15 protein-coding genes and 1 pseudogene are annotated in these 16,762 nt (G+C 67.8%); 10 read left to right on the forward strand and 6 right to left on the reverse strand.

What is annotated here, in order from left to right:
• Positions 1–345 precede the first annotated feature (345 nt).
• Positions 346–1,536: an Ig-like domain-containing protein gene (locus tag H8R17_RS41205; RefSeq protein WP_262505913.1), complete on the reverse strand. Its 1,191-nt coding sequence runs from the start codon at positions 1,534–1,536 to the stop codon at positions 346–348.
• A gap of 114 nt (positions 1,537–1,650) precedes the next feature.
• On the reverse strand, positions 1,651–2,640 hold the full coding sequence (locus H8R17_RS41210; RefSeq protein WP_187828324.1) for an LCP family protein: 990 nt from the start codon (positions 2,638–2,640) through the stop codon (positions 1,651–1,653).
• 702 nt (positions 2,641–3,342) lie between these two features.
• On the opposite strand from H8R17_RS41210, the gene H8R17_RS41215 reads away from it, so the two are divergent.
• On the forward strand, positions 3,343–4,128 hold the full coding sequence (locus H8R17_RS41215) for a biosynthetic peptidoglycan transglycosylase (protein WP_187828325.1): 786 nt from the start codon (positions 3,343–3,345) through the stop codon (positions 4,126–4,128).
• A 242-nt stretch (positions 4,129–4,370) separates the two neighbouring features.
• On the opposite strand, the gene H8R17_RS49620 is transcribed toward H8R17_RS41215, so the two are convergent.
• From H8R17_RS49620 to H8R17_RS48070, 4 genes and pseudogenes are all read right to left on the reverse strand, one after another.
• Entirely contained in the window at positions 4,371–5,330 is a 960-nt protein-coding gene (locus H8R17_RS49620; protein ID WP_399477978.1) for a trypsin-like serine peptidase, read from the reverse strand.
• A gap of 211 nt (positions 5,331–5,541) precedes the next feature.
• A pseudogene (locus tag H8R17_RS41225) lies at positions 5,542–6,268 on the reverse strand (protein kinase); the annotation flags it as partial.
• A 111-nt stretch (positions 6,269–6,379) separates the two neighbouring features.
• The gene (locus H8R17_RS41230) at positions 6,380–6,892 is read right to left on the reverse strand and encodes a hypothetical protein (protein ID WP_187828327.1); all 513 of its coding nucleotides are present in this window, start codon (positions 6,890–6,892) and stop codon (positions 6,380–6,382) included.
• Positions 6,893–7,369: 477 nt separating this feature from the next.
• Positions 7,370–7,855 carry a hypothetical protein gene (locus H8R17_RS48070; RefSeq protein ID WP_262505911.1) on the reverse strand — a complete coding sequence of 162 codons (486 nt, stop codon included), beginning with the start codon at positions 7,853–7,855 and terminating at the stop codon, positions 7,370–7,372.
• 216 nt (positions 7,856–8,071) lie between these two features.
• Between H8R17_RS48070 and H8R17_RS41240 the strand changes: the two genes are divergently transcribed.
• From H8R17_RS41240 to H8R17_RS41280, 9 genes are all read left to right on the forward strand, one after another.
• The gene (locus tag H8R17_RS41240; protein ID WP_316959694.1) at positions 8,072–8,272 is read left to right on the forward strand and encodes a hypothetical protein; all 201 of its coding nucleotides are present in this window, start codon (positions 8,072–8,074) and stop codon (positions 8,270–8,272) included.
• A gap of 222 nt (positions 8,273–8,494) precedes the next feature.
• Positions 8,495–9,319 (forward strand): ZIP family metal transporter, encoded by an 825-nt coding sequence (locus H8R17_RS41245; RefSeq protein ID WP_187828328.1) that lies wholly within the window; start codon positions 8,495–8,497, stop codon positions 9,317–9,319.
• Positions 9,320–9,463: 144 nt separating this feature from the next.
• The gene (locus tag H8R17_RS41250) at positions 9,464–9,979 is read left to right on the forward strand and encodes an aldo/keto reductase (protein WP_187828329.1); all 516 of its coding nucleotides are present in this window, start codon (positions 9,464–9,466) and stop codon (positions 9,977–9,979) included.
• A 250-nt stretch (positions 9,980–10,229) separates the two neighbouring features.
• The gene (locus H8R17_RS41255) at positions 10,230–11,258 is read left to right on the forward strand and encodes a LacI family DNA-binding transcriptional regulator (protein ID WP_187828330.1); all 1,029 of its coding nucleotides are present in this window, start codon (positions 10,230–10,232) and stop codon (positions 11,256–11,258) included.
• A gap of 74 nt (positions 11,259–11,332) precedes the next feature.
• Positions 11,333–13,012 (forward strand): ABC transporter substrate-binding protein, encoded by a 1,680-nt coding sequence (locus tag H8R17_RS41260; protein WP_187828331.1) that lies wholly within the window; start codon positions 11,333–11,335, stop codon positions 13,010–13,012.
• A gap of 95 nt (positions 13,013–13,107) precedes the next feature.
• Positions 13,108–14,085 carry an ABC transporter permease gene (locus H8R17_RS41265; protein WP_187828332.1) on the forward strand — a complete coding sequence of 326 codons (978 nt, stop codon included), beginning with the start codon at positions 13,108–13,110 and terminating at the stop codon, positions 14,083–14,085.
• A gap of 13 nt (positions 14,086–14,098) precedes the next feature.
• Entirely contained in the window at positions 14,099–15,019 is a 921-nt protein-coding gene (locus H8R17_RS41270) for an ABC transporter permease (RefSeq protein WP_187828333.1), read from the forward strand.
• A 3-nt stretch (positions 15,020–15,022) separates the two neighbouring features.
• Positions 15,023–15,976, forward strand: a complete 954-nt coding sequence (locus H8R17_RS41275; RefSeq protein ID WP_187828334.1) for an ABC transporter ATP-binding protein — start codon at positions 15,023–15,025, stop codon at positions 15,974–15,976.
• Positions 15,973–16,704 carry an ABC transporter ATP-binding protein gene (locus H8R17_RS41280; RefSeq protein ID WP_262505912.1) on the forward strand — a complete coding sequence of 244 codons (732 nt, stop codon included), beginning with the start codon at positions 15,973–15,975 and terminating at the stop codon, positions 16,702–16,704. The genes H8R17_RS41275 and H8R17_RS41280 overlap by 4 nt, the downstream gene beginning before the upstream one ends.
• Positions 16,705–16,762: the final 58 nt, after the last annotated feature.

Genomic DNA, 16,762 nt, shown 5'->3' on the forward strand with positions numbered 1-16,762 from the left:
AACTGCAGGAAAGGCGTGAACTCGGCCCAGCTGGACTCCCAGAGGCGGACGATCGCCGGGTACTTCTTGCCCCAGGTCTCGGCGAATTACAGGAACCGTGTCGTGGCCGCATCCTCGGATACATCATCACTGTCAGCTGCTGCAGCAACCCTCCCTCGCCGGTCAGCTGCAGCCCCTTGCTCCGGGCCTGCTCGACGAGCTGGTCGATGAGCTACTGCTCGACCGCCGCGGTCTCCAGCGACGGTTCCGCCAGGTCATCGGCGGCCACGGACTCGGTCACGGTGTCAGTCACTTGATGTCCCTTCCATGATCATCAATTACACCGGTGAGCGTACAGACCCCCCCTCACCGCGTGGCGTTGGGTGTGCTCCATCGGGACCAGGACAGGTTCCAGTCGCCGTCCCCGTTGTCCAGCCTCACCGGCTTGGACGGGTTGATGACTCGGACGAGGTCTCCCGGTTCCACGGTGTTGAAGAACCACTTCCCGTCGGATGCGTTCAGGTGGACGCATCCGTGGGAGTTGTCCACCCTGCCGATGGTCGCGTTGTCCCATGACGCGTCGTGGATGTACGTACCACTCCACGTCAGGTGGACGTCCCAGTAGACCGGCAGGTTGTAGTAGGTGGGACTACCGGGAGTGCAGCTGAGGCCGACGCTGCACGATGTCATCCGGATCTTGGCCTCCTTGTCGAGCACGACCAGGTTGCCGCCCCAGGTCTGGTAGCCGACCCCGCCGGTCGATATCGGGAGTGTCCGGATCAGCTTGCTTCCCCGATAGACCGCCATGGTCCGGGCCTTGGGATTGACTACCGCGTGCACGTCGGAGTCGACCGTGAAGGTGTGTGTGTAGTCGCCGGTCGCCCAGAGGTTCCCTCCTGCGTTCACTCCTTCCAGGTCGCCTTTCACGGTGATCTTGTCGCCCAGGGGCCAGTACGTTCGGGGACGGTAGTCGACACGGCGGTTGGTCACCCATCGCCAGGCTCCGGTGACGTGGTCCGTGTCGGTCACGGACAGTGCTTTCTGGACGGCGACCTCATCGGTCACGGCCTTCGTGAACACGACGACTACTGGCTGGGCGTTGCCGACGTCGGACCCCGTGGCGGGGGTGATGGACTGGGCGGTGACGGTGTCGGCCGGACTGATCGTCTCGATGTTCAGGCGCTTGCTGACCGACTTTCCGGATGTATCGGCGGCCGTGGCGACGACCGTGTAACGGGCGTTGAGGCTCAGCGGTTGAGACGGCGTCCATGTACCGGCCGACGGGTCGAGGGAGCCGCTGACGACGGAACCGTTCGAGCGGGTGACGGAGACCTTGGTCAGGTGTGCGTGGGTGGCAGTGCAGTGAATGGGCCGGTCCGGCTCGGCTCGGCCGGAGGCGTCCGTCACCGGCCTTATCGTGATGTCGCTCGGCCGGGGCGACGCCGACGAGGCCGCGCTGAGACCACACCCGGCCAGCGTGAGCGCGGAGACCACCGTGAGCGCGGCGAGGTAGGCCATCTCCTTCATGCGCCGACGCTTTTCCGGCACCTGACTCATCGTTTTCACAGGGCCTCCTCCTCGGCCGGTAGGGAAGACATCGTCTGCCGGCGGTGGACACGTTCGGGACATTGATGGCGACGCCAACGAAGTACGCACGCCGGGGAATTGACGCTAACCACCGGACAGGTCAGAGTTGGCGTCGTTGTTGCCGATGGTGATCGGCTGGTCGTTCTGCAGCTCGCGGAAGAGGGCCTTGGCGCGTGTCATGTTCCACAGCACCGCGTCACCGGCGTTCGGAGTGGAGTAGTTCGCGTCTGCGATCGGGACCGTCAACTCATGTCCTCCTCCGCTGGAAATCCCCTTCAGGCCGAGGAACATCCGCGCCAGGTCGTACGGGGTCGTGTTCTTGTCCACCCTCAGCGTTCCGATGCCCGCGTCGAGTGCCGAGTAGAGCCTGATCGGGTTGAGAAGAGTGGACGGGGTCTCCGCCTGGTGGGCGATCGCGGCAAGGAATTTCTGCTGGTTCGCCATGCGGCTCAGGTCCTGGCCCGCCTCCTGGTGGCGTTCCCGGACCAGTTCGAGGGACTGCCGGCCGTCCAGTTTCTGGCAGCCCGCCTTGAAGTCGGCTCCCGAGGCCTGGTCCACGATCGGCCGGTCCAGGCACAGGGTGACGCCGCCGAGTGCGTCCACCAGGCCGACGAAGCCACCGAAGCCGATCTCCGCGTAGTGGTCGACGTGGATGCCGGTGTTGTACTCGACCGTCTCGGCCAGCAGTTGCCCGCCGCCGAGCGAGAAGGCCGCGTTCAACTTGTTCGTCGTTGCCGGATGCCGCACACCGTCCGCACCGCTGAACGCCGGTATGGTCACGTAACTGTCGCGCGGCAGACTCACCAGGGTGTCGCCGTCGCTGCCGATGTGCAGCAGCATCATCGAGTCGCTGTTGCCGTACGGACCCTCGTCGTCGCTGCCGGTGTGCAGTTCCTTCTGCTGCTGCGGGGTCAGATTCTGGCGGTCGTCCGAGCCGGCGATGAGATAGGTGGTGCCCTTGCCCGGCGGGGGTTGGTCCGGCAGGGCGCCGAGGTTCACCGTACGGTCCAGCTTCTCGTCGGCCCAGGCGTATGTCCCGACGGAGGCCGCGAGCACCGCGAGGGCGAGCGTCATCACGCCCCAGGTTGCCCTGCGGCGCCATGTCCGGGGGCGAAGGCGGCCGACCGGGTGTCCGCCTCGGCCGTACGTCACCATGAAACGGGAGCCCCCTCATGCACGAACAAGGTTCTTCAATGTTTGATGCGCCCACAATAGGCATCAATTGCACGCCCGCAGAAGGAGCTTTCTGAAGCTTGGCCCTCGTGCGGGACATCCCTGAAGAACCCTTCATGAATTCCCTACCGAGTTCTTATCTCAGATTCACGCGGATACGGCGATCGGCAGGGAGAAGCGGCCTTCCAAGATTTCACAGGTGCGTGTGGCCGGCAGGCAGCGGTCGTATTCTGATGGGCTGGATTTAGCAACCATCTTTCCCTCGTCACCGTCTATGGATGCGAGGCCCTGGCGCCGGAACGCCATGAGGGAGACGTGGGCCGGCCGAGAGCCGGCAACGAGGAACTGGCGGTGGACATGTCACAGACGAGTACTGACCGGGCCGATGGGCCGACACCAGACCTCCGTGCCGGAGCGGCCGGGGAGGATGCGACCGTCACAGCTGCCGTACGTGGCTCTGCGGCTCGCCGCCGGAACCCGTCTCCGCGCCCGAGCGCCGGGCCACGCGGCACGTTCCTTGCCGCCGGCGCTCTCGGCGGGGCCATAGCCGCGACGCTCTTCGGTATCGCCCGTTCCGTCTTCGGCTACGGTTTCAACGTTCCTGTGACCCTCTCCGCCTTCACGGCAGGCACCGTTGCCGTCCTCGCCCTCGGTGGCCTCCTCCGCCGGGGACTGCTGCCGCGGTGGCTGCGCCGTCTCGTCGCCCGTGCGTGCGTCGTCGGTCTCGGCATGGCCGTGGTGCTCGCGGCGGCCGGGGGTGTGCTGCTGGCAGTCACTCCGGGGGTGGGCGACGCCCAGTCCCGGGTGAGTGCGCAGGCTGCCGCCCATGGGGTGACTGCCACGGATCTGTCCACGCCCCCCAAGGTCGCCGCGGCACTGGTGGCCACCGAGGACGCCCGTTTTTGGCACAACCCCGGCATCGACCCTGCCGGCGACGCCCGCGCGCTGCTGGTCTGGCTGCGCGGCGGCGGAGGCGATGGCGGGGGCGCCACCATCGAGCAGCAACTTGCCAAGATGCTCTACACCAACGGGCAACGTACCCGTCCCGACCAAGTGGAACAGGTCGCTCTGGCGGTCAAGCTCGCGCATGACTACCCCAAGGGCCGGATCCTGCAGATGTATCTGTCCACCGCCTATTTCGGGCATGGATACTACGGTCTGGACGCGGCCGCACACGGGTACTTCAAGACGAGTCCCGCTCACCTGGACTGGCCCCAGGCCGCCCTCCTTGCCGGTCTCGTCCAGGCGCCCTCCGCCTACGATCCCCTCCACAACCCCGACCTGGCCAGGCAGCGCCGCGCCGAGGTGCTGGTTCGCCTCAAGGCTGTCGGCGACCTGACCGCACGTCAGGTCAGGGCCTTCGACGACACACCCCTGGGCGTCGCCTGAGAGCGAGTGCTCCTCAGCTGTTCTCGGCCCTGACATCGCGCCGAAGCCGTCCCGTTCAACTGCATGGCCGAGGAAACCCCCCGACCAGTGAGGACAGGTCGCGGACACGGACGTACCGGATCGAACTCGTACGGCGCTGAGGCTGCACGGGAAGGGGAACCACGGCCCGGCTCCCCTTCCCGCCCACAGACTGCTGACCTGTTTACGGCGTCGCCTGGTTGCCCCCGAAGGTCACGCTCAGCTCACGCTGTTCCAACAGCAGTCCGATCCGACGCAGCCTCTTGATAGAGGTTCTCAACGCTTGGGCCGAAGGCCACGCTGTAGGAGATGTCGGGAGTGTCCCCGCCCGTCTCGTAGCCGCCGAGGACTCCGATGACCGTGCCAGGAATGCCTCCGGTGACCCAGGGGCTGCCGCTGGTGCCGCCGGTGAATCCGGTGCAGCCGATCTCCAACTGGGTGCTGCTGAAGGAGGAGATGCGGTTGGTACAGGTCAGCGGCGCCTGCGATGTCTGCGGGTAGCCGACGATGGTGACAGGTTTGCTCGTGCCCTGGTCAATGCCCAGTTCGTCGCCCCCGACGACGGACTGGATGGTGCGGCCGTCCGCGGGTGCCACTATGCCGAACGCCACGTCGTGGTCCGGATCGGAGTCGGCAGACCACTGTTGATCCACAACGATGCGGTCGAGGTGCCACACTCCGTAGGGGGCGATTCCGTCGTGATATGCCGGAACGAATACATCTGACGTGGAGTTCATGCAGTGAGCGGCGCTCAGGATCAGGTCGCCCCGGGCGCTGTCGACCACGCTGGCCGTGCAGAAGTGCGACCCGCCCAGGCCACTGCTGCCGAAGACCGCACCCACCTGTGGGGGCACCTGGGATGCGGGCAGCGAGTGGGAAACGCCGGGCGTGGTGGACGGGAAGGGAAACGCGGACACAGACGCGGTGAGGGACGGGGACGGGGACGGGGACGCAGACACGGTGGGGGACGGGGACGGCGTCACTGGTTGCTGCCGCGTCCCGGCAGCCTGCTGTGGTGCACTGGTTGACGCGACGACGCCACGGGCCGGGGACTCCAGGACGCTCTGGGCCGTCGCGGCACCGCCTATGCACAGCAGTGTGGACGCCATGAGGATCGTTACCATCCAGGCTCGGGATCGCGCCGCGCGGTGCTTGGGATGGTGTCGTGTCCGGCCGGTCATCATGCGCCCACGCTCAATTCCCGCTCTGTCGAGCACTGTCCGGGCGCCGTCGCCCCTGCTCCAGTTTCGCGGCGTTCGAAGACTGTGGGATGACAGATGACTGAGAAGCGGATGATTGAGTTGCTGTTGTCTTTCCGATCTTGAGGAATATCCGTCGAACCGGGGTCCCGATCGGGTGTGTAGCGGGCAGTGGCCGGGAGCCCGTTTCCGACCTGCTGGGTGGCGCCTGCGGGTGTGCTTGTGGTTGGGTGGCGGTCGTACTGGCGGTGAGCGCGCGAGCGATTTCGGCGCGAAAATCTGGCGGGCGGCCGGTCAGCAGCTCGTACAGCAGGCAGCCGGTGGAGTACAGGTCGCTGCGCGCGTTGGCGGGCCGTCCCGTGGCCTGCTCCGGGGACAGGTCCTCGGCGGTGCCGATCAGCACGCCGGTGCGGGTAAGTGCGGTCTCCTGGGCTGCCAGGGCGTGCGCGATACCGAAATCCATCACCTTTACGGTGCCGTCCCGCGTCAGCATGACGTTGGCCGGTTTGATGTCCCGGTGGACGATGCCCTTGGCGTGGGCGTGCTCCAGGGCCACGAGTACCCCGTCGGCCAGTTCCCGCGCGCGCTGCGGCGTCGGGCTTGCCCCGCAGCGGAGCATTTCGGCGAGAGTGGTGCCCTGCACGTGCTCCATCACGATGTACGGCATGCACTGTCCGTCGGTTGCCTGGTGCTCCCCGTTGTCGTAGACGGCCACCACCGAGGGATGGTTGAGGGATGCGGCGGCCCGCGCCTCGCGACGGAACCGCTCCAGGAACGACGGGTCGCGCGCCATGCCGGGCCGCAGTGTCTTCACCGCCACTGTCCTGCCCAGCCGCAGGTCGTGGCCGAGCCGGACCTCCGCCATGCCGGCCCAGCAGGTCCCCCAACTCGTAACGGCCACCGAGAACTTCCAACTGCCTCAGTTCCATCGCTTCTCCCATGACACGCTGGACGGCACCGGGGCCCGCTTCCGGTCCGACCGCCCAGCGCCGGGCCGGAAGCGGACGGTGAGCCAGGCGCCGCCAGCCCGGGCGCTACTTCTTCGCGTGCTGCTTGGCGAGCTGCGCCGGGGTCGGCACGGAGATCCGCAGAGCGTCGTTGGCGCTGCCGGCCTGCCGCCCCACCACCAGCACGGTGTCGCCCGTCTTGAGCACCGACCCTGCGGCCTTCTCGCCGTCCCGGGTGATGGGGGCGTTGTTCTCCACCGTCCAGGTCCAGCTGACCCCGTCGGCGCTCTTCACGGTGAGCGTGGCACCGGACACGCCGGTGATGCTGCCACGCTGCCACTCACGGACCACGAACTGGCCGGTCTTGCGGTTCTTTACGGTGGCCTGGCCGTGCACGCCGGGCAGCGAGCGGTGGTGCTTGCGGTGGTGCTTGCCGTGCTTCTTGTGGTGCTGCTTGGCGTGGGCCGAGCTTGCGGAGGCGGCCGAAGACGGACTGGCGCCCGGCGAGGATGTCGACGAGGCGTAGGCGGTGGCCCCGCCGGCGGACAGTACGCCGGCCAGAATCACCCCGGTCACCATGGCCCTTCGATTGCGCGGCATTGATTTCATCATGGAGTCAACTCTCGTCGAGGAGGCGCGGAGCCCCCTGTTCGGACGCGGTCGCGCGCACCGTAGCCGCGGATCTTGTGGAAACTTTGTGGGACGCACTGTGAACGAGCTCGCCAACGGCCACCGGATGCGCCGGTGCCGCTACCACGGCCTGGCCAAGACTCACGTCCAGCACTTCTGACCGCGATCGCCGTCAACATCGAACGCCTCAGCGACCAAGAGCCCGCTGACTCCGCCTACCGACCCCGGCAGCCCCACAGCGTTCCAGCAGTACCTCGAAGCCCACGGCCTGCCGCGGCCCCTCTGGTGGCGCCAAGGCAAATGACCTTGGAAACGCTGAGTAGGCCCGGAGCGCGGTGCCGGGATGCAACCGGTCTCCGAGACGACGTACCTCGCTGGTGGAGGGCGCCCCATGGCCTTGACTCGGTCATTGAAACTCCAGCCCAAAGCCGCTCCACCGACCTGTCTTCAAGCAGCGCCGATGGTGGACCACCAGGCCACAAGCCTGTCCGCCAGCTGGTCAACTTCTTGAGGCTGAGGGTCGAGAGCAAAGTGATCTTCCAGCTCAGACCCAAGGAACTCGCCAATCGCTGCCCGCCCGGCTCCAGCGCGCAGACGGGTGAGGAGAGGATCGATGAGGCAGTCGTACTCATCCTGGACCGTATCAGCGACGCCAACCGGATCCCACTCGTTGAGCAGGAAGCGCAGATTGCTGTGCACGTCTACGGGCTGCATGCCCTCATCCTGGCATGGAGTCGGCCCAGCCGACTGGCCTTCCGCTGCGGGCCGTTCTGCCTGGCGCCACGGATCACAAGTCGGCCAGCCCCATCCGTGCCCGATCGTGCGGGAAACCCCATAGGCGAGCAGCGACAGCAAGTCGGCGGAAGCGCCGGGATCAGCGCCGGCGGCGAGCTGCCCCTGAGCCTCGGCAGCGACGAGTGCCGCGTACAGCACGTCCGGCTCACCGTAGGCTGGCGCCGCCGCGTATCTATGGCCAACGACCGGCCAGGCAGCGCCCATTGGAGGTTGAGCTGGTCGGGCGGGCCAGCACCGCCGACGCTCCGGCAGTGACCGGGCCGCACGCCCGGGACACGGCAGGCTGAACCGCCGCGCTGACCTTCATCCGGCCAGGCACGCGCCCTCGGCCTCCACCTGGACGATGTCCGGGAAGTGCTGGAGATCGGCCGCGTTGGCACACCGCCTTGCGGCGCCGTCCGCAACCTCCTCGACGCACGCATCGCCGAGATCGACGCCACCATCTCCTGGCCCTGCGTCAGACCCTCACCGACACCCGTCAAACGGCAGGTGATCACCCTGCGCGGAGCCAGCCAGTATCTGCCCGATCATCCACGACTCATGAGCGTCTCCTGAGACCGTCGGCCAGTGCTACGCACATGCTGCCGGGGTGGGCCGACCTGGGGTGCTGGTCCCGGTCGTGCTGGGCTTCGGCTCCCAGCCGTACCCGTGTCCAGCCGCAAGGCAAGGCTCTTTCAAAGTTCAATAAAGTTGGCGTTCTTTGCTTGTTAGGTGAGCCTGACCTGACCTACGGTCTCGGGCGCCCCACAGTACCGTTGATCACTGGAGTCGCCCCTCATGTCCAGCGCCAATATCGCCCTGCTCGGTGCCATCGCCGGTTTCACGATCTACCTGGGGCTTCCTTTCGGCCGGCTGCGCAGACCGGCGCCCCGCCTGGCGGCGGGCCTGAATGCCGTGGCCATCGGCATTCTCATTTTCCTCGTCTGGGATGTGCTGACGGCGGCGTGGGAGCCGACTGACGAGGCGCTGGGCAAGCATGAATGGGCGACTGCCCTGTCCGGTGGTCTGGTTCTGATGGCGGGGCTTGCGGTGGGGCTGGTGGGACTGGTCTCCTACGACTCCTGGACGGCCTGTCGCCGGGCCCCCGGGCGGCCTGCCGGTCCTGGCGCCGCTGTGGCGGCCGATGTCACATACAGGCCCCGCACGCAGGCCGGGTCGCTGGCGTTGATGATCGCCACGGGCATCGGCCTGCACAACTTCGCCGAGGGACTCGCGATCGGAAACTCGGCTGCGCGGGGTGAGTTGTCGCTCGCTGTGCTGCTGATCGTCGGATTCGGCCTGCACAACGCCACTGAGGGTTTCGGGATCGTCGCCCCGCTGGCAGCTGCCGGCGAGCGCCCGTCCTGGAAGACGCTGTTCCTGCTGGGACTGCTCGGCGGAGGCCCCACGTTCCTGGGGACTGTCGTCGGCCAGCGCCTGGTGAACGACACCGTTTCCATCGCCTTTCTAGCTCTGGCGGCGGGCTCGATCCTGTATGTGGTCATCGAGCTGCTCGCCGTCGCCCGGAAGGCAGATGTCAAGACGCTGACGACGTGGTGCGTGCTGCTCGGTGTCGTCCTGGGCTTCGTCACGGATGCCGTGGTTACAGCAGCCGGGGCCTGAAGCCGGACTTGCCGCCCGAACAGAGTCCTCTTCATTGCGCGTCACCTGGAGCCGGGTGGCCGAACGAGAGTCTGGACCTACCGTGCCCGGCGCCGGGCCGGTGGAGACCCGTACGGTCAGCCGCACGTCGAGTCCTACCGGTTGATGCGGGCGGCGGCCGTCGAGAAACGCCAGGACCGTCGCGTCCGCCCGCAACCGGCCGCCGACCATCGAGTCGCTGGTCCGGAGATCGTCCCGGTCTGCCAGGAGCTGGGCATCGGACAGATCGTGTGGTCCCCGCTCGCCCAGGGGGTACTGACGGGCAAGTACAAGCCGGGGCAGCAACCGCCGTCCGGTTCCCGCGCCACCGACACGAACGGTGGCAGCGACGCGGTGGCGGGATGGATGCGCGACGAGGTCCTGGCCCGGGTCCAGGAGCTGGTTCGTCTTGCTGCCGAAGCAGGCATGTCCCTTGCGACGCTGAGCCTGGCGTGGGTGCTGCGCAACACGAATGTCTCCGCAGCCATCGTCGGAGCGTCCCGGCCGGAGCAGATCGTCGAGAACGCCAAGGCGGCGGACATCACGCTGGACGACGAGTTGGTCAGGCGCGTGGACGAGATCCTCGATCCGGTCGCCGAGCGGGACCCCGAGCGCATCGACGTGTTCGCCGAGCGGCCGTGAGCCGCAGCCATCGGGGGCTCGGCAGTGACTCCGCAGCCGTGCCGTGTCCCCCGGGCCGGCCTCTCGGGGCGTCGCCCGCCCTTCAGAGACCGCGCACCGAGGAGGCGTCTCATTTCCATCCCTCTTCGTTACCCGGCGATGTATTGACACGCCGCATAAGGCGGCCGTAACTTCCCAGCAATGTAAGTAACGCGCGTTATTAAAGCGCGAAACCGGAGGGGCCGCGGCGCGCCTCCACCGACCGAAGGGGATGAAAGTGGCCACGAACAAGACGCAGCGCGTGACCATGAGCGATGTGGCTCGGCGCGCGGGTGTCTCGCGGACCACGGTCTCCTTCGTGCTCAACGACAAGCCCGGCGCGGCCATCCCCGACGAGACCCGTCGGCGGATCCTGGAGGCGATCGACGAGCTGGGCTACCGGCCCAACGCCGGGGCGCGGGCGCTTGCCGCCAACCGCAGCGGGTGGTTCGGTCTGATCACCGAGATCGTGACCGGCCCCTTCGCCGCGGAGGTGATCACTGGCGCGCAGAGCCGCGCCTGGGGCGACCGGAGGTTCCTGCTGATCGCCGCGAGCGAAGGCGACCCCACCCAGGAGGCCGCCGCGCTCGACCAGATGCTGGAACACCGGGTGGAGGGGCTGCTGTACGCCACGACCTGGCACCGGGCCGTCAGGCTCCCCAAGGCCGCCCGCGAGGTGCCGACCGTGCTGGTCAACTGCTACGACGCGGAAGGGGAGCTGCCGTGCATCCTGCCCGACGAGGAGTCGGGCGGATACAAGGCGACCCGCCGACTCCTCGACGCCGGTCACACCCGGGTCGGATTCATCAACCTCGACCCGGCGATCCCGGCCGCCATCGGCAGACGCGAGGGGTACGAGCGTGCCCTGCGCGAGGCCGGGATCACCCCCGACCCTGCCCTCGTCATCCCCGGCTGGGCCACCGCCGACGGCGCCTACACCGCCGCCTGCGAACTGCTGGACCGCCCGGCGGGCGATCGGCCGACCGCGCTGTTCTGCGGAAACGACCGGATGGCGATGGGCGCGTACGACGCGATCAAGGAACGTGGGCTGCGCATCCCGCACGACGTGGCCGTGGTGGGGTTCGACAACCAGGAACTCATCGCCGCCTATCTGCGGCCGAAGCTGACGACGCTCGCCCTGCCCTTCGAAGCCATGGGCACCAAGGGCGTCGACATGCTCGCCGCTCTCGCAGCGGGGCAGCCGCTCGACACCCACCGGGTGACGATCGACTGCCCGCTGCTCGAACGCTCGTCGGTCTGACCGCTAATCAGCCCGCCGAGGGAATCCCATCCCGTCTTCGCCCTGTGTGTTGAAGAGAGGAAAGAGTCTCCATTATGGCACCCTCCATAGCCTCACGGCGGCTGCGAGCCGCCCTGAGAGCGGTCACCGCGACCGCTGCCGCAGCCCTGGTCCTGTCCGCCTGCACGGGTGGCTCGGGCGCCTCCGGCGCCGGTGACACCTCCGGCAACCAGCTGCTCACCATCCCGCGCGAAGACCTGGCGACCTTCACGCGCAACTTCAACCCGCTCGCCCCGCAGCCCGCCCCGATGACCACGCAGGCGATCTACGAGCCGCTGGTCGTGCACAGCATGTCGGACGCCAAGGACACGCCGTGGCTCGCGACCAAGTGGGTGCAGGCCAAGGACGCCCGCTCGATCACGTTCACGCTGCGCCAGGGCGTCAAGTGGTCGGACGGCAAGCCGTTCACCGCCGACGACGTCGTCTACACCTTCCAGCTCCAGAAGAAGGTGCTGGGCGGCTTCGACTACCTCGACAAGGTCACCGCGGTCGACGCCCACACGGTGAAGTTCTCCTTCAACAAGCCCTATTCGCCCGCCTTCTTCGAGATCAGCGGCCACTGGATCGTGCCGAAGCACATCTGGTCCAAGGTGAAGAACCCGGCGAAGTTCACCAACCCGAACCCGGTCGGCACCGGCCCGTACACCAAGATCGCCAAGTTCCAGAGCCAGTCGTACGAGCTGCTCAAGAACCCCGACTACTGGCAGCCCGCCAAGCAGCGGATCGCCGGCATCCAGATGCTCGCCTTCTCCGGCAACGACAGCGCCAACCTCGCCTTCACCAGTGGTGAGGTCGACTGGACGCAGTCGTTCATCCCCGACATCGAGAAGTCCTTCGTCGCCAAGGACAAGAAGCACAACCACTACTGGTTCCCGGCCACCGGCGCCATGATCAACTGGCAGCTGAACACCACCAAGGCCCCCTTCAACGACCCCCCCGTCCGCAAGGCGCTCAGCATGGCGGTAGACCGCGACCAGATCACCAAGGTCGCGATGAACGGCTACGCCGAACCGGCCGACTGCACGGGCCTGGCCCGCACGTACGACAAGTGGCGCGACACGTCGCTGGCCGCCTCCTGCACCTGGACGAAGTACAACACCGACGCGGCGGCCAAGGCCCTGGACGCGGCCGGCTACAAGGAGAGCGGCGGCAAGCGGCTGCTGAAGAACGGCAAGCCGTTCACGCTCGACATCTCCGTCGGCTCCGCTTCCTCCGACTGGATCTCGGTCGCCAACATCATCAAGCAGGACCTCGCGAAGGTCGGCATCACCGCCACCGTGAAGACGCCCGACTGGTCGGCCGTCCAGGTGTCGTACAACACAGGCACGTTCGACACGGGCATCGTGTGGAGCAACAACGGCGCCACGCCGTACGAGTACTACCGCGGCGTGATGTCGACCAAGATGCTCAAGCCGGTCGGCAAGCAGGCCACCGAGGACTACCACCGCTTCGGCGACAAGAAGGCCGACCAGCTCATCGACGCCTTCGCCGCCGCCACGGACGAGAAGACGCAGCGCAAGGAGATGAACGCCCTGCAGGAGCTGTACAACAAGGACGCGCCCGTCGTCCCGCTGTTCACCGGCCCCGAGTGGGGCGCGTACACGGACACCCGCTTCACCGGCTGGCCCTCCGAGAAGAACCCGTACGCCACCCTCGGCAACCGCAACGGCAGCACGATCCTCGTGCTCACCTCGCTGAAGCCCGTCAAGGGCTGACGCCGCCTGCGGACCGGCGGCCGTCCTCCTCCCCGGACGGCCGCCCCCCGCTCGCCGTATCACCGTTCATCCCCCACTGACAGGGAGCACGACCCGTGCGTCTGATCCTGCGCAACCTGGGGTTCTATCTGCTCGCCTTCTGGGCCTCCATCACCCTGAACTTCGTTCTCCCGCGCTTCATGCCGGGCGACCCGGTCTCCCGGATGTTCGCGCGGGCCCAGGGCACGATGCAGCCCGACCAGATAGCCCAGCTGCGGAAACTCTTCGGCCTCGACCACCGCCCCCTCTGGGAGCAGTACCTCACCTACGTCAAGAGCGTCTTCACCGGCGACCTCGGCGTCTCCATCACCCGCTTCCCCACTCCGGTCTCCGACGTGATCGGCTCACAGATCGGCTGGACCCTGCTGCTCGGCGGTACCGCCCTTGTCATCGCGGCCGTCGTCGGCAACCTGCTCGGCATCGTCGCCGCCTGGCGGCGCGGCGGCGTCCTCGACTCCGCCTTCCCGCCCCTGCTGATCTTCGTCGGCTCCTTCCCGTACTTCTGGCTGGCGATGGGCGCGCTGTACCTGTTCGGGGTGAGCCTGGGCTGGTTCCCGCTGCGGCACGCCTACGACGTCGGCCTGACCCCAGGCTTCAACGGCGAGTTCCTCGCCAACGTCGCCACCCACCTGGTGCTCCCGGCGTTCACCGTGGTGGCCGTCACCGTCGGCAGCTGGATGCTCGGCATGCGCAACACCATGATCGCCACGGCGGCCGAGGACTACATCACGATGGCCGAGGCGAAGGGGCTCAGCCCCTCGCGGATCATGTTCCGCTACGCCGCCCGCAACGCGCTGCTTCCCTCCGTCACCAACTTCGGCATGGGCCTCGGCTTCGTCGTCGGCGGCGCCCTGCTCACCGAGGTCGTGTTCGCCTATCCCGGCATCGGTTACCAGCTGCTGATGGCCGTCCAGGGCCTGGACTACCCGCTGATGCAGGGCATCTTCCTGACGATCACGGCGGCGGTGCTGCTCGCGAACTTCCTCGTCGACCTCGTCTACGTCCGCCTCGACCCGCGCGTCCGCGTCCGCTGAGGAGGTTGCCGACATGACCGCCATCGAGATCGCCACGGCTACCACGCCGACCGCCACCGCGCACACGTCCCGGCGGCGCGGACTGCTGCGCCAGCTCCTCAGCAGCAGGAAGGCGCTGACCGGGCTGTTCCTGCTCGCCCTCTTCGCGCTGCTCGCCCTGCTCGCGCCCGTCCTCGCGCCGGGCAACCCGTCCCTGATCAACTCCACGGGCAGCCAGGCGCCTTCGGCCGCGCACTGGCTCGGCACGACCGCCAAGGGGCAGGACGAGCTCGCCCTCACGCTGTGGGGGGCACGCAGCTCCCTCCTCGTCGGATTCACCGTGGGGATCGTGGCGACCGCGGTCGCCATCGTCGTCGGCCTCGCGGCCGCATACTTCGGCCGCATCGTGGACGACGCCCTGACGCTGGTCACCAACGTCTTCCTGCTGCTGCCCGGCCTGCCGCTGCTCATCATCCTGGCCGCGTTCCTGCCGCCCGGAACCTCCACAGTGATCCTGGTCCTCGTCGTCACCGGCTGGGCGGGCTCGGCCCGGGTGCTGCGGGCGCAGGCCAAGTCGATCCGCGGCAAGGACTTCGTGGCCGCCGCCGTCGTCACCGGGGAGCGCCCGCTGCGGATCATGTTCCGGGAGATCCTTCCCAACATGGCGTCCGTGGTGATGACCACGCTGCTGGGCTGTGTGGTCTTCGGCATCACGTCCCAGGCGGCGCTGGAGTTCCTCGGACTCGGGGACAGCAGCGTCGTCAGCTGGGGCACCAACCTGTACTGGGCGAGCAACGACGGCGCGTTGATGACCGGCACGTGGTGGGCCTTCGTCCCCTCCGGACTGTGCATCGCCCTCGTCGCCTTCGCGCTCGCGCTGGTCAACTACGCGGTCGACGAGATCACGAACCCGAGGCTGCGCAACCGCCGTGCCCGCCGTGAGAGGAGGGGCTGAGCCATGGAACCCGTACTTGAGGTGAACGGCCTGCGCGTCGAATACCGCGGCGACGGACGCACCGTGGTGGGCGCCGACGACGTCTCCTTCTCCATCGGCGCCGGAGAGGTCTTCGGCCTCGCCGGGGAGTCGGGCTGCGGCAAGTCGACCATCGCCAACGCCGTGATGCGGCTGCTGAAGCCCCCGGCGGAGAGCACGGCCGGAAGCATCCGCTTCCAGGGCGGGGACGTCCTCTCCCTGGACGCACGGGAGCTGCGCGCCTTCCGGTGGCGGCAGGTCGCCATGGTCTTCCAGTCGGCGATGAACTCCCTCAACCCCGTCCTCACCATCGGCGAGCAGATCGTCGACATCTTCACCACCCACGAGAAGATGAAGAAGCGGGCCGCGCGGGAGCAGGCGGGCGAGCTGCTGGAGCTGGTGGGCATCGACCCGGGCCGGCTGAAGGCGTACCCGCACCAGCTGTCCGGCGGTATGCGCCAGCGCGTCGTCATCGCCATGGCCGTCGCGCTCCGCCCCCGGCTGCTGATCATGGACGAGCCGACCACCGCGCTCGACGTCGTCGTGCAGCAGGAGATCATGGCGCAGATCCGCGACCTCCAGCGGGAACTGGGCTTCTCCATCCTCTTCATCACCCACGACATGTCCCTGATGATCGAGCTGTCGGACCGCATGGGCGTGATGTACGGCGGACGAATCGTCGAACTCGCCGACGCCAAGGACCTGTTCGCGGAGCCGCTCCACCCGTACACCGAGGCGCTGATGAACGCCTTCCCGCCGCTGACCGGCCCGCGCCGGGAGCTCACCGGCCTCTTCGACGCCCCGCGCACCGCCGACAGCTGCGGCTTCCACGTCCGCTGCCCCGAGGACCGCTCGGACTGCTCCATGAACATCCCCGATCTGCGTGAGGTCGCGCCCGGCCGCTGGGTGGCCCGCAGGTCCGAAGGAGGTGCCCGATGACCGAACCCCTGCTGTCCGTCTGCGGTCTGACGAAGGACTTCCAGGTCGGCACCGTCTTCTCCCGGCGCCGCGTCCGTGCCGTCAACGACGTGTCCTTCGACCTGCCGGCCGGCCGGATCACCGCCCTGGTCGGCGAGTCCGGCAGCGGCAAGTCCACCATCGCCCGCTGCCTCGCCCGCCTCGAACAGCCGTCGGCCGGGCAGTTGCTGCTGAACGGCGAGGACGTCCTGCGCACCGAGCGGCGCCGGGCGTCACGGGCGTACCGCCGCAAGGTCCAGATGGTCTTCCAGGACCCCTTCGGCTCACTCAACCCCGTCCACCGCATCGAGCACTTCCTCACCCGCGCCCTCGTCCTGCACGGCCACTCCGCCACACCAGAGGCACTGCGCGAGCTGATAAAAACGGTCGGTCTGACCGAGGACATGCTCCAGTCCTACCCGCACGAACTCTCCGGCGGCCAGCGCCAGCGCGTCGCCATCGCCCGTGCGCTGGCGGTGGAGCCGCGCCTCATCCTGGCCGACGAACCGACGTCGATGCTGGACGTCTCCGTGCGCGTCGGCGTGCTCAACCTGATGCGGCGCCTGCGCGACGAACGGGACATCGCCATGCTCTACATCACCCACGACCTGGGCTCCGCCCGCTACCTCGCGGACACCACGATGGTCATGTTCGCCGGCGAACTCGTCGAGGGCGGCGACGCACTAGCCCCGTACTTCGCGGGTCACTGATTCAGGTCTGTGGCCAGCGGGTTCGTGTGACTTCGATGCCGAGGAGTTCGAGGAGGTG

It is taken from the genome of Streptomyces sp. TRM68367 (assembly GCF_014495685.1).
Taxonomy (GTDB): domain Bacteria; phylum Actinomycetota; class Actinomycetes; order Streptomycetales; family Streptomycetaceae; genus Streptomyces.